Source organism: Pseudomonas sp. SJZ077 (genome assembly GCF_007993905.1).
Classification (GTDB): domain Bacteria; phylum Pseudomonadota; class Gammaproteobacteria; order Pseudomonadales; family Pseudomonadaceae; genus Aquipseudomonas; species Aquipseudomonas mandelii.
Genome location: NZ_VIUJ01000006.1, coordinates 100,168 through 113,284, shown reverse-complemented (window position 1 = coordinate 113,284; position 13,117 = coordinate 100,168). Strand labels below are relative to the sequence as shown.

Here is a 13,117-nt window from a genome sequence, read left to right as displayed (position 1 = left end):
GCGCTCACCCTGATGTCCCCCGGCACAGTTCATGAGCGGCCGCGACGATCGTCGACACTTGTGGCAGGGCCGCCTCTTCCAGATGCCGGGGATAAGGTATCGGCACTTCGGCGCTGCACACCCGTGCCGGCGGTGCATCCAGCTCGAAAAAGCCTTGTTCTATGATCCGTGTAATGATCTCGGCGGATAGACTGCCGCTGCGCCATCCCTCATCGACCACCAGGGCCCGACGGGTCTTGCAGACAGAAGCCATCAAAGTCTTGTCATCCAGAGGGCGCAGGACACGCAGGTCGATGACTTCGCAATCAATGCCCTCCCCGGCCAGTACCTGCGCAGCCTCCAAGGTCTTGCCGAGTGTGCCGCCGTAAGTGATCAGGGTCAGGTCCTTGCCGGTTCGGCGGACCTTGGCGGAGCTGATGTCCACCGTCTCCCACTCGCCCGCATCACCCTCCAGGTTGTAGAGCTGGGCGTGTTCGAATATCAGCACCGGGTCCGGATCCAGCAGCGCTGGCCAGAGCATGCCGCGTGCATCTTCGATGGTCGCCGGCGCCAGGATTTTCAGCCCGGGAATATGGGCGTACCAGCCCTCCAGGCTGTGCGAGTGTTGCGCCGCAAGCTGGCGTCCGGCGCCTGTCGCCATGCGCACAACCAGGGGCACGGAGAACTGTCCACCGGACATGTGCCTCAAGGCAGCAGCCGTATTCATCAACGGATCGAGGGCGAGCAGACTGAAGTTCACGGTCATGATTTCGACAATCGGCCGCATGCCCCCCAAAGCCGCCCCTATACCGGCTCCCACGAAACCCAGCTCGGACAATGGCGCGTCTCGAATGCGTTCGGGGCCGAACGCCTCAAGCAATCCCAGGGACACGGCATAACTGCCACCGTAGCGACCGACGTCTTCGCCCATCAGGAATACCCGTGGGTCCCGCTGCAGCGCCTCACGTATTGCCTCGCGCAGCGCCTCGCGATAGCTCATACGAATGCTCATGGCGCCGCCCTTGGGGTGTAGACATCGCGAAACAGATCCTCGAGCGGCTCCAGGCTACCGCTTTCGGCATAAGTAACGGCGGCTTCCACTTCAGCGTCCACCTGGGCGAGGATCGCCAGAAATCCGGGTTCGTCCAAAAGGCCCTCGGCCTTAAGCTGTGCACTGTACGTATGGATCGGCCCATGGGTCTTCCATTGCTCCACCTCGTCCTTGTCACGATACAGCTGTGGGTCGAACATCGAATGGGCACGAAACCGATAGGTGCGGAACTCCAGAAAAAAAGGCCCACGCCCCGCACGGATGTGTTCAACCGCATCACGAGCGGCTTCATACACCGCGATCACGTCCATGCCATCGACGGACCGGGTATCGACTTTGTAGGCCGACGCTTTCGCACACAGGTCCGTTTGCGACTGCGAACGGTCCAGGGCAGTCCCCATCGCATAGAGGTTGTTTTCACAGCAAAACAGCATCGGCAGTTGCCACAATGCGGCCAGGTTGATGGACTCATGGAAAGCCCCTTCCGCCATCGCGCCTTCACCAAAAAAACAGGCTGAAAGACGCGCTCCACCTTGCATACGTTCAGCGAGCGCCAGGCCGACTGTCAGTGGCAAGCCACCCGCGACAATGGCATTGCCCCCGAAGAATCGTGTCGTGGCATCAAACAGGTGCATTGAGCCGCCGCGCCCTCGCGAGCAGCCTTCCTGGTGCCCATACATTTCGGCCATGATTGCTTTCATGGTGACGCCCTTGATCAGGGCGTGGCCATGTTCGCGATACGTCGCGACCACCGCATCGTTGGCCGCCAGTGCATGCAGAACGCCGACTGCGACCGCTTCTTCACCGATGTACAGGTGCAGAAAGCCACGAATCTTGCCCTCCCCGTACAACTCGCCAGCGCGCTCCTCAAGACGACGGATACGCACCATGTCCCGCAGCAGCTCGAGAGCAATGTCCTGGGACCGCGGTGGGAGGCTCATGGCGGACTCTCCATGCTGGACGTGTCGCCTTCAGGCAAACCCAGTTCCCGGGCCTTGAGCAGACGCCGCATGAGTTTTCCGCTACGGGTGTGCGGAAGCACTTCCACAAATTCCAGTTCCTTGGGCGCAACGACCGCCCCGAGGCGCTTGCGTCCATGACCGAGCAACTCGTCGTGCAGGGCCTGGCTGGCAGTGAAACCACGCTTGAGTGAAACAAAGGCTTTCACGGTTTCACCCAACAGCGGGTCGGGCTTGCCGATCACCGCGGCCTCGGCTACGGCCGGATGTTCCATGAGGGAGCTTTCAACTTCGAACGGACCGATCAGGTGACCCGCCGACTTGATGACATCGTCGCTGCGACCAATGAACCAGTAGTAACCATCGGCATCGCGACGCACGAGATCGCCGCTCAGGTACCACTCACCGACAAAGCAGTGACGATAACGCTCCTCCTGCCCCAGGTAGGTACGGAACATGGCAGGCCATGGCTGTTTCAAGGCAAGGTCACCGACCTCGTTGTCACCCAGAAACGCCAGTCCGCCCTCTTCTCCTCGAACGACGATGGCCGCCTCGACACCCGGCAGCGGCTTACCCATGGAGCCTGGTTTGATGGGCATGGCAACCGTGTTGGCAATCATGATGCCGCCGGTTTCGGTCTGCCACCAATTGTCGTGGATCGGCAGCCCAAGCACCTCTTTGCCCCACCAGACAGCCTCGGGATTAAGCGGCTCGCCGACGCTGGCAATAAACCGCAGACTCGGAAAACGATGGCCGCGCGCCAACTCCGCCCCCGCTTTCATCAGCAGGCGAATGGCCGTCGGGGCGGTATACCAGACCGTCACCTGTTGCTTCTCAAGTATCCGGTACCAACGCTCGGCATCGAATTCATTGCCCTCGACCACACTGGTGACGCCCAGCAACAACGGGGCAAAGATCCCATAGGAAGTACCGGTCACCCAACCCGGATCGGCGCTGCACCAATAGACATCTTCGGGGTGCAAGTCCAAGGCGTATTTCCCGGTGACGCGATGGGTCAGCGCCGCGCCATGGGCATGCAACACGCCTTTCGGAGTGCCTGTCGTGCCGCTGGTGAAGTGTAAAAGTGCCGGGCTGTCGGCCGTCGTATTGGCAACGGTGAAGGCTTCCTCTGCCTGCGCCAGCAGTTGATGCAGATTGAGCGTCCCCTCGATCTGCGCCGTATCGCCACCGTTTTCGTCATACAGCAGCACATGTTTGAGGGCCGGCAAACGCTCGCGTATGGCCGCGACCTTGCGCCGGTAGAGGGTTTCGCTGGTCAGTAACACACTGCCTTCGCCAAGACGCATACGGGTTTCGATGGGCTCCGGGCCGAACGCACAGAACAATGGCGACACCACGCAACCGAGTTTCAGGCCACCGAGCACCCCCAGATAAAGTTCCAGCCCTCGGCCACAGAGTACAAATAGTCGCTCGCCGGGCATCACGCCCAGCTTTTGCAATACATTGGCAAACCGGTTGGTCAGGATGCTCAGTTGGGCGTAACTGATGTCGCAACTCCCCCCGTTGCGATCAAGAATGCGCAATGCCGTATGCCGTCGATGCGCACCCTGCGCATGGCGATCCACGGCCTCATACGCCAGGTTCAAACCGCCGCCCGGCAAACCGGCCAGCGCATTGGCTTCCACCTGCCAGGAAAAGGACTCCCGAGCTTGCACGCTATCGAGCCAATTCGGCGCTAACGGCAAGTTGGCCAGGGTTTTCTTAATGATCGCTGGATGCATGATTGCCACCTTGAGTCGTCTTCGGTCCGTCCCTAGACCGCCAGGACACTGCAGGGCGCCTGATACAGAATATGTTCGGTCGTGCTGCCCAGCAGTTTCTCCACCCCGTGGTACTGGACTCTGCCCATCACGATCACATCCACGTTGTGCTTGTTGGCGAACTCGCTCAGCGCCGAAACGGGATGTCCCAGAATGAAATGTCGACGGTTAGCAGGCACACCGTACCGACCGGCGAGTTTCAGAAACGATTGTTCCAGCTCTTTGCGCAGCCCCTTGGTCAGCTCCGACAGTTTCAAGCCACCGCCCAATTCCTCCAGGTAGTCTTCCGTAATGTCATAGGCATACAGCAGGTGCAACTCGGCATCACACTGTATGGCGAGGCTGGAAGCCTGGTGGATAATGCGGTCATTCAACTCACTGTTCTCAGGCCCACCCGCCGAAGCATCAACCGCCGCCACAATCCTGCGCGGCAGGACATGGCGAGCCTCGCCCACCAGATAAACCGGTACCGGACAGTGGCGCAGCAAGTGCCAGTCCAGCGGGGTGAAAAACGTGCGCTTAAGCGCTGATTCTTGCTGGATTTCCTTAATCAACAGGTCGGGCTGCAATTCCTTGACGTGATCCAGGATGTCTTGCTCCATGTCATCAGCCCACGCCACCTCGGTGGTCACCTCGATCCCTCTGCCACGCAGAAGTTTGGACTGGTCCTCCAGCCAATCGTGATGGTCCTGCAGGTAACGCTCCCGAGCCTTTTCCCGGTCGCCTTCTTCGAGCAGCGACAACAGTTTCAACGCAGGAATCAACGTCGCAATATGCAAACGTGCACCGCTGGCCCTGGCGAGCGCTGCTGCATGGTCGATTGCCGGAGAATGGCGCAGGGCCAGGTGGAGGATGAGTAACAGTTGTTGATACTGGCTCATGGTCTGACTCCAGGCAGAGGGTTCAACGCCTGCCGTTGGCCTCGTAGGGCTCAGCCGTTGCGTCCACGCCGGACCAAGCACCAGCGCTGATTCAGGTTGCTCCGCTGGAAAGTGCCTGACGTTGATAAATATCAACTACCGGCGTGAGCCCCCATAAGAGGAGCAGCCTTTCATTCCACCGTACTTGATCAATATCAATCGGAGCGGGCCTTCCCTTCTTCACACTGCCGAAAAGTCCGCAGACGACGTGGAGGCGAGAATGCACACCCTGCAAGACGAAGTCATAGCCTTTCTCTCCAGGCCGTCCAGCTACGGCACGTCAAACCAACCCGTGGAGCGTATCGAGACCCATGGTTCGGTGATTTTTCTGCATGCCAACCGCGCCTACAAACTCAAACGCGCCGTGGCGTTTGCCGAGCTGGATTTCCTCAGCCTGGAAAGCCGCAAAAACGCCTGTGAGGCAGAGTTACTGCTCAATCGACGGACTGCGCCGACGCTGTATTTGAGCCTGTGTCCGATCAATCGCCAGGCGAATGGCCAGTTGGCGCTCAACGGTTGCGGACCAGCGGTTGACTGGCTCGTGGTGATGCGCCGCTTCGCTCAGGATCGGCTGTTTGACCGTATGGCCGTTGAAGGACGTCTGACTGAACCGATGATGGAACAGTTGGGGGCTGAGATCGCCCGCTTTCATGCCAATGCACCCATTACTCCTTCTTACGGTCACATCCCGGACCTGTATGAAGAAATCGAGAAAAACCATCGGGAAATGTCTCGCTACCCACCCATCCTCGATTTCGCGACAGTCACCGCGATTGCTCATACCTCCCGGACCCTGTTGGAGTCGTTGACCGGCTGCCTCGAAGATCGCCGCCGTGAGGGCCGCGTTCGCCGTTGCCATGGTGATATGCGCTTGGCCAATATCTGCCTGCTCGACGGTCAGCCCACCCTCTTCGATGGCATCGAGTTCAGTGAGCGGCTTGCCTGCATCGATGTGCTCTACGACCTGGCTTTTGTGCTGATGGACCTGCAACACCATGGCCTGAACAGGTTAGGTGCTCGGCTGTTGTCCAGTTACCTCAACCACAGTGATGTGCAGGAAGACTGCAAACCCTTGGCGTTTTTCCTTTCTTTGCGGGCTGCCACGCGCAGCTTCTCCCTTGCGGGTGCAGCGCTACGTCATGCCGATCCGGCCAAGCGATACGAGAAAAAAGAAAAAGCTGTCCAGTTGATGCACCAGGCACTGAGTTACTTGCACGGCGAAAACCCGATTCTCAATCACCTGGCGATGTCTAAGGCGGTCTCCTATACATGACGTTACCCACGATGGGCGTTTCATTCAGGGAAAGGGGCCTGGGCTGGTGATTCCTTTTCCGGAATATCCGTCATGGTCGCCTCGGTCAGCAGCAAGATACTGGCGACTGAAACAGCATTTTCGAGGGCAATACGCACCACTTTGGTCGGGTCAATGATGCCGGCTTCGTACATGTCGACATAGCAATTGGCAGACGCATCGAAGCCAATGTTCCCAGGTTCGGCGAGCATGCGCGCAACCACGACGCCGGCATCCACCGCCGAATTTTCAGCGATGAGTCTGGCCGGAGCTTCCAGCGCCCGGCGAAGAATCTGCAGGCCGGTCCTGGCATCGCCCTCATATCGGGCCTCTTCGGCCGCGATAATCGGGACGGCCTTGAGCAACGCAAGACCACCCCCCGGCACAATGCCTTCGGCGATCGCCGCCCGGGTCGCTGAGATGGCATCATCCAGCGCATCCTTGCGCGCCTTCATTTCAGCTTCGGAAGGCGCCCCGACCCGGATCACCGCAACACCGCCAGACAGCCTTGCCAGTCGTTCCTGAAGCTTTTCACGGTCGTAATCGCTGGTGGTACTGTCTAGTTGCGCACGGATCTGCTGCAAACGCGCCTCGATGGCCTCGCGCGTACCGGCGCCCCCTATCAGCGCCGTGCTGTCTTTTTGCACCACGACTCGATGTGCACGTCCCAACTGGTTCAGTTCCACCTGTTCCAGAGTGACGCCCAGTTCGCTGGAAACCACCGTTGCCCCTGTCAGAACGGCCATGTCCTGCAGCATTTCCTTGCGCCGATCACCAAAGCCCGGAGCCTTGATCGCCACCGCTCGCAGAACACCGCGTATCTGGTTGACGACTAGCGTGGTCAACGCCTCACCCTCGATATCGTCCGCGATCAAAACCAGTGGTTGCCCGCTTTTAGCCACGAGTTCAAGCAAGGGCAGCAAGTCTTTGAGTGCACCGATCTTATGGTCACAGAGCAGCAAGTAGGCATCATCGAGTTCGACCTGCATCTTCTCGGCATCGGTGACGAAATAGGGTGAGACATAACCCCGGTCAAACCGCATGCCTTCCATGACTTCGACCACTGTTTCGGTGGTCTTGGATTCCTCGACACTGACGACGCCTTCAACGCCGACCTTTTCCAGGGCGTCTGCCACCAGCTGACCGATGACGGCATCGTTATGCGCCGACAGCGTGGCGACCTGGGCCTTTTCCTTGGGGGTGCTGACCGGACGCGACTGGGCGGCCAGGGATTCGACGACCAACAACAGCCCGCGATCCAGGCCGCGCTTGAGGTCGATTGCACTGGCGCCCGCGACGACGTTACGGATGCCATCGGCCAGGATTGCATGGGCCAGCACCGTTGACGTACTGGTCCCGTCCCCTACCGCATCGCCTGTGCGTTCGGCCGCCTGACGCAGCATTTGCGCGCCCAGGTTTTCCTCGGGGTCGAGCAAGTCAATGCGTTTGGCGATCGTGACGCCATCATTGCAGACCGTCGGATTGCCCCATTTACTCTGGATCAGTACCGATTTTGATTTTGGCCCCAACGTCACTCGCACGGCGTCTGCCAACTGTGTGGCGCCACTCAGAATTTTCTCGCGGGCTGCAGCACGAAACACGATTTTAGTGTGAGCCATCAGGGTGTTCTCCTGGCCAGTTTTACAACAAGTGCGTTTTGGCAGCTTCTATGAACTGGCCCGGGCGACGTTGACTTTTATCAACAAACTCACAACGCCACCGCGCCCCAGACGGCCCAAACAATGCGCGCACCGTCGGGATGACCGACTGTCAGTTCACGTCCCGGAATTGACAAAGATCAATTCGCGCAGCAAGAAACAGAGTCCAAATGAAGGTGTGTGTTCAGCAGGCTGAAAGGAGAAGGGATCTGTTTTTCAGTCACGGTTTCACGGTTACAGGTGAGATCTTTTCCCATTTGATGCGCGAGGAGAAAAGCCATGGACAAGTTTCAGCAGAGTCAAAAAAGCAAGCTGTTCAAAACATCCACTCATGACCCCTATTGCTCGCAGCGGGTTGAAGGTTCAGCCATCTGCCCGCAGTGTGACGCGGTCTATCAAGCCGGGAACTGGACTTGGAAACACCCTGAAAACACGGTCATTCATGATGCGCAAACAGTGACGTGCCCAGCCTGCCGACGCATCGATGACAACATGCCAGCGGGGACGCTCACGTTATCGGGCAGCTTCTTGCTCAAGCATCGAAATGAAATCATCAACCTGATCAAAAACACCGAAAAAAAGGAAAAAGCCGAGCATGCCCTGGAGCGCATCATCGGCCTTACCGACTCAGCGGCTGCTCTAATCGTGACCACGACCGGCATCCATCTCGCGAATCGCCTGGGCCATGCACTGGAAGCCGCGTTCAAAGGGAACTCTGATTACCGGTACGGCGATGATAAGTATGGCTTGAGCGTCAACTGGACACGTGACGAATAGAACCGGGCGCGGTTGTCTCAATATGGAAAGTTGAGGGGGATCAGGACACCCAGCTCACCTTCTTGTGCTTCCAGAAGGAGTACGACCATGGCCATCAATGAATCAGCCTCGCCGAATGCAACCAACCTTAAATCGATCAGCCATAGCAGGGCGTTGTTTTTTGAAGCCGACCGTTTGAACGATCAAGCCTACGCATTTTTGAACGAGCCCGTTTCGGCGCAGACCATCCATAAGTTTTCTGACGCAAAAAAACGGGCGGATGAAAAATACCGACAAGCCTGGCAGGAATGGTTGCAAACCAGGGACAAGAACAACCGATGACAGCACGTGAATGCTGTTGGGTCAGCAGCGTGGCCAGCCGTGGCATGGCGTCCGGCGTCAGCGATCAATCGGGCTCGATTGCACGCTTTTCCGAAACCGTGCTGAGCGTTTCGGCGTACTCGGTGTTACGCCAGACGTTGGGGCTGAGCCAGACGCAGACACTGAATAATCTTCCCTACGTGTTACGCGGCAAACTGGCGGGCGGCTTGTTTGGAACGGTGCGCTTCGTCGACACCGGAAAACTGCGCTTGCCGAGGTCGACAGCCCGGAACTCGGTCATACCGACAATGAATATCCCCTGTGGGAGCGAGCCTGCTCGCGAAGACGGAGTGTCAGTCAATACACGGTTTTCCGACACACCGCATTCGCGAGCAGGCTCGCTCCTACAGGGATGATGCTGTTCAACCAGTGACGGTTATGCGGTGAAACGGACGCCGGGCCTGGCGCGCTCGTCGACGCTCAACTCGAACACATCCGGGCGCGCGTAGTGACCGACCACGTCGTAGTCATAACGCGCGCGGACCAGGTCGTCGGTGTCGATTTCGGCGGTGAGCAACCCGGCCCCGTCACGCAACGGCCCCGCCAGAATGTCGCCCATGGGCCCGACGATCACACTGCCGCCCGCAATCAGCGGCCGATCCGCCGGCCAGTTGGCAATCTCCACGCCCAGGGCTTGCGGTGAATCCTGAACCTGGCAAGCGCTGACCACAAAACAACGGCCTTCATGGGCGATGTGGCGCATGCTGACCTGCCACATCTCGCGCTCATCCACGGTCGGCGCGCACCAGACCTCGATGCCTTTGGCGTACATCGCGGTGCGCAGCAACGGCATCATGTTTTCCCAGCACACCACCGCGCCGATTCGCCCGACCTGGCTGTCGATCACCGGCAACGTCGAGCCATCGCCCTTGCCCCAGATCAATCGCTCAATGCCCGTGGGCATCAGTTTGCGGTGCTTGGCGACCAGGCCGGCCTGCGGATCGAAATACAGCGCCGTGCAATGCAACGTGCTCCCGGCGCGCTCGATCACGCCGATGACCAGGTTGGCCCCGGTGCGCGCCGACAACCCGGCCAGGGCGTCGGTTTCGGCCCCGGGCACGTCGATGGCGTTGGCAAAATAGCGGGCAAACGCTTCGCGACCTTCCGGCAGTCGGTAGCCCAGCTGAGTGCCGAACGTCTCGCCTTTGGGATAACCCCCGAGCAACGCTTCGGGCATCACCACCAGCGCGGCGCCGGATTCGATAATCGCGTTTTCCCAGGCAAGAATCTGTTCCAGGGTCTCGGTCTTGCCGCCGGGCAAGGCGCCGATTTGTAACGCTGCGACAATGGATTTTGGCATGGCGATCTCTCCGAAAGCGTTGAGGTGTTGCCCATTCTCATGCGCCACGGGATCATGAATAAAGCCCGACTCACTGCTGAATGATATGAGCCAAATGAATATCGCCACTGTTGACCTCAATCTGCTCAAAGTTTTCGAAGCGCTGCATGAAGAGTCCAGCGCCAGCCGTGCGGCGTTGCGCCTGGGCGTGACGCAATCGGCCGTCAGCGCGGCGTTGCGGCGACTGCGCGAGCTGTATGGCGATCAATTGTTCGTGCGCACCGGCCGTGGCCTGGCACCGACGCTCAAGGCCAATCAGTTAAAACCGGTGGTGAGCGATGCGCTGAACAAATGCCGTCAGAGCCTGGCAATGGTCGATCCGGCGGCCAATCATTACGACGGGCGCTCGGTCACGGTGGGGTTATCGGATGATTTCGAGGTGGCCTACGGCCGGCGATTGATCGAGGCCATTGCGCGCAGCGCGCCGAAGTTGCGCCTGATCTTTCGGCAAACCCACAGCCAGATCGTCGCCCAGGCATTGATGGAACGCAGCATTGATCTGGCGATCACCGCGGGCGGGTTCAGCGAGCGGTTGCTCAGTCGTCAGGTGCTGGGTGAAGGCAGTTATTCGTGCCTGGTGGATCCGCTCAGCCTGGCCCCGGGGCAACAGACTCTCACGCTTGAGGAGTTCGTCGCCCGCGAGCACATTCTGGTGTCGTCCGGCGGCTTTATCGGGATCACCGATGAGGGGTTGGCGGCGCTGGGGCTGAGTCGGCGGGTATGCGCCTCGACCACCCACTTTGCGGCGTTGCCACACTTGCTCAAGGGCAGTCAGACGGTGGCGACCATTCCGGCCCACGCCGCTCAAAGCATCGCGACGCTCTGCGGTCTGGCGCTGCTGCCCTGCCCTTTGGCGTTACCGCGCTACCCGATCGAACTGGGCTGGCGCACCAGCACGCAGCTCGATCCGGTGGTGTTGAAAGTGCGCGAGGCCATTGTCGCGAGTTTTGCGTGAAGGCAGGCCTTACTTGGCGGCCATCAAGCGATTCACTTCACTGCGCACCATATTGGCGAACTCCGGGGGCGACATGGCATCAAGTTCGGCACGAACCCATTCAGCCCATTTGCCTTTGCGCTTGGCGCGTTCGCCAAACAACCGCGCGGCCTCGCCCTTGGATTTGCCAAGGTTGCTTTGCCAGAGGTCGAACAGACGGGATTTCTCATCTTCAAGCGCTGCGCGCTCAGCCAGGGGTTTGTCGGCCAGATTGAAGCTCATGGGAGTTACCTGCTGCGTAAAATAGGCGACATCTTACACTGTAGGACGAAATATCCGACTCGGGATTTTTCCTTGGCGTACAGTCAATACGCAAAGTCGCTGCAACTTTTTCAGTTGCCGCAGACTCCATTGTTCACTGCCCATTTACCTGCAAGGAGTACCCAATGGCCCGGAAAACCGCCGCACAAACCGCCGAAGACCAGATCAAGGATCAGGCATTCAGCGAACTTCAGGCACTGATCGAAGAATCGGAAAAACTGCTCAAAAGCAGCGCTTCTCTGGTGGGTGAGGAAGCCGAGACCCTTCGCGGGCAAATCTCTCAGAAACTCCAGCAGGCCCGGGACTCGGTCACCAGTGTTCGTGACCGCACCAAACCGGTGGTCGACGCGACGGAGACCTACATCGGTGGCCATCCATGGCAAACCGTGGCCATCTCCGCCGGGTTCGGCCTGGTGGTCGGGTTGCTGCTGGGCCGCCGTTAAACAGAAACACATCGAAACTGCAGGACCCAGGCTTGCCGGCGAAGGCGTATTTGAAATCGCCTTCGCCGGCAAGCCTGGCTCCTACAAAAAAAAGTTTCAGAGCCCTGCCAGTTCTCGCAGGTTTGCCAGCGTCTGAGCGTTCAGCTGAATGCCTTGAGCGTTGGACTGAGCTCGCTGGTGGTGACGTCGATCACCCGGCAGGCGCTTGAGCCCTACGCTGTGCATCTGACGCACCAGTTCCTGGCTGCGTTCGGCGAAATTCTGCCCGGCAGCCTTGCTCGGATCGATCACGATCAGCAGTTGGCCGGTCCATGGCGTTTTGGCTCCCGGATGGTTCTTCCAGTCGAACTCGAAGGAGAAATTGCCGCCGGTCAGGGCCGCCGCCAACAATTCGACCATCATCGACAGCGCTGAACCCTTGTGCCCACCAAACGGCAGCAGCGCGCCCCCCTCCAGAATCGCCTTCGGATCCTCAGTCGGCTGGCCAAGGCTGTCCACGCCCATGCCTGCCGGCAAGCGTTCACCTTTTTGCGCGGCAATCTGCACATCGCCATGGGCGATGGCGCTGGTGGCCAGGTCAAAGACAATCGGCTCACCGTCAGCCCGGGGTGCGGCGAAGGCGATCGGGTTGGTGCCGAACAGCGGCCGGTCGGCGCCGTGGGGCACCACGCACGTCATGCTGTTCACTACGCTCAGCGCCACCAGCCCTTCATAGGCAAACGGCTCGACATCCGGCCACAGTGCCGCGAAATGATGGGAGTTGCGGATCGCCAACACCGCAATCCCGGCGCTGCGGGCCTTTTCCACCAGCAGAGCCCGGGCGGCCGCCAGCGCGGGTTGGGCAAAACCGTTAGCCGCGTCGACCCGGACAAACCCCGAGGCGACGTCCTCGACCACGGGCACGGCCTGGCCGTTGACCCAGCCGCTCTTGAGTGTCGAGACATAACCTGGAATACGAAACACGCCATGGCTGTGGGCGCCATCGCGTTCAGCGCCGGCGCAGTTCAACGCCAGGGTCTTGGCGACATCGGCGGAGGTGCCATGGCGCAGGAAAATTTGCTCAAGCAATACAACAAGCGCGTCGAAATCGAGCGATGGGGTGGTCGAACTGACGGCCACTTCGGGCGTTGCGGTCATCTGAAGCTCCAGTTTTATTATTGAATACGGGCACCAGGGGAAACGAGGTTGCTCGGCAACCAACAGCAGACGTCGATTAAGCGCTGTTGTACCGGCGTCCTGTCAAGTCTCGAGCACCTGATCGGCTCAAGCAATATGTACCGCACCGAAGCACTCCGCTGACCTTA

Annotated in this window: 13 protein-coding genes and 1 pseudogene; 6 read left to right on the top strand and 8 right to left on the bottom strand. The window is 59.5% G+C overall.

Features of this window, described 5'->3' with window-relative positions:
• Window positions 1-4: 4 nt before the first annotated feature.
• The 4 genes from FBY01_RS11780 to FBY01_RS11765 are packed head-to-tail and all read right to left on the bottom strand — an operon-like array spanning window position 5 to window position 4,651.
• A complete protein-coding gene (locus FBY01_RS11780; RefSeq protein WP_042932032.1) occupies window positions 5-991 on the bottom strand; it encodes an alpha-ketoacid dehydrogenase subunit beta in 987 nt (328 codons plus the stop codon).
• The gene (gene pdhA / locus FBY01_RS11775; RefSeq protein WP_145307745.1) at window positions 988-1,971 is read right to left on the bottom strand and encodes a pyruvate dehydrogenase (acetyl-transferring) E1 component subunit alpha; all 984 of its coding nucleotides are present in this window, start codon (window positions 1,969-1,971) and stop codon (window positions 988-990) included. Before pdhA ends, FBY01_RS11780 begins: the two co-directional genes overlap by 4 nt.
• Complete coding sequence (gene acsA, locus FBY01_RS11770) at window positions 1,968-3,731, bottom strand: acetate--CoA ligase (RefSeq protein ID WP_145307747.1); 1,764 nt, start codon at window positions 3,729-3,731, stop codon at window positions 1,968-1,970. The genes pdhA and acsA overlap by 4 nt, the downstream gene beginning before the upstream one ends.
• 32 nt (window positions 3,732-3,763) lie before the next feature.
• Window positions 3,764-4,651 carry a universal stress protein gene (locus FBY01_RS11765; protein ID WP_145307749.1) on the bottom strand — a complete coding sequence of 296 codons (888 nt, stop codon included), beginning with the start codon at window positions 4,649-4,651 and terminating at the stop codon, window positions 3,764-3,766.
• Window positions 4,652-4,910: 259 nt separating this feature from the next.
• Between FBY01_RS11765 and FBY01_RS11760 the strand changes: the two genes are divergently transcribed.
• Window positions 4,911-5,963, top strand: coding sequence for a phosphotransferase (locus tag FBY01_RS11760; RefSeq protein ID WP_145307751.1), 1,053 nt, complete (start codon window positions 4,911-4,913; stop codon window positions 5,961-5,963).
• A gap of 20 nt (window positions 5,964-5,983) precedes the next feature.
• Here the strand turns inward: FBY01_RS11760 and groL are convergent, their stop codons facing one another.
• Window positions 5,984-7,600, bottom strand: coding sequence for a chaperonin GroEL (gene groL / locus FBY01_RS11755; RefSeq protein WP_145307753.1), 1,617 nt, complete (start codon window positions 7,598-7,600; stop codon window positions 5,984-5,986).
• 318 nt (window positions 7,601-7,918) lie between these two features.
• Between groL and FBY01_RS11750 the strand changes: the two genes are divergently transcribed.
• From FBY01_RS11750 to FBY01_RS11740, 3 genes and pseudogenes are all read left to right on the top strand, one after another.
• Window positions 7,919-8,416 carry a BCAM0308 family protein gene (locus tag FBY01_RS11750; protein WP_010460640.1) on the top strand — a complete coding sequence of 166 codons (498 nt, stop codon included), beginning with the start codon at window positions 7,919-7,921 and terminating at the stop codon, window positions 8,414-8,416.
• Window positions 8,417-8,503: 87 nt separating this feature from the next.
• Window positions 8,504-8,737 (top strand): hypothetical protein, encoded by a 234-nt coding sequence (locus FBY01_RS11745; protein ID WP_145307755.1) that lies wholly within the window; start codon window positions 8,504-8,506, stop codon window positions 8,735-8,737.
• Between the two features lie 44 nt (window positions 8,738-8,781).
• Window positions 8,782-9,003 (top strand): annotated as a pseudogene (locus FBY01_RS11740) (LEA type 2 family protein); the annotation flags it as partial.
• A gap of 149 nt (window positions 9,004-9,152) precedes the next feature.
• Here the strand turns inward: FBY01_RS11740 and FBY01_RS11735 are convergent.
• A complete protein-coding gene (locus FBY01_RS11735) occupies window positions 9,153-10,076 on the bottom strand; it encodes a carbon-nitrogen hydrolase family protein (protein ID WP_145307757.1) in 924 nt (307 codons plus the stop codon).
• A gap of 85 nt (window positions 10,077-10,161) precedes the next feature.
• On the opposite strand from FBY01_RS11735, the gene FBY01_RS11730 reads away from it, so the two are divergent.
• On the top strand, window positions 10,162-11,070 hold the full coding sequence (locus FBY01_RS11730) for a LysR family transcriptional regulator (protein ID WP_145307759.1): 909 nt from the start codon (window positions 10,162-10,164) through the stop codon (window positions 11,068-11,070).
• Window positions 11,071-11,079: 9 nt separating this feature from the next.
• On the opposite strand, the gene FBY01_RS11725 is transcribed toward FBY01_RS11730, so the two are convergent.
• Window positions 11,080-11,331 carry a hypothetical protein gene (locus tag FBY01_RS11725; RefSeq protein ID WP_010460650.1) on the bottom strand — a complete coding sequence of 84 codons (252 nt, stop codon included), beginning with the start codon at window positions 11,329-11,331 and terminating at the stop codon, window positions 11,080-11,082.
• Between the two features lie 164 nt (window positions 11,332-11,495).
• Here FBY01_RS11725 and FBY01_RS11720 point away from each other — a divergent pair, with 164 nt between their 5' ends.
• Window positions 11,496-11,813 (top strand): YqjD family protein, encoded by a 318-nt coding sequence (locus FBY01_RS11720; protein WP_010460652.1) that lies wholly within the window; start codon window positions 11,496-11,498, stop codon window positions 11,811-11,813.
• A gap of 96 nt (window positions 11,814-11,909) precedes the next feature.
• On the opposite strand, the gene FBY01_RS11715 is transcribed toward FBY01_RS11720, so the two are convergent.
• Entirely contained in the window at window positions 11,910-12,950 is a 1,041-nt protein-coding gene (locus tag FBY01_RS11715; RefSeq protein ID WP_083376650.1) for an Ldh family oxidoreductase, read from the bottom strand.
• Window positions 12,951-13,117 lie beyond the last annotated feature (167 nt).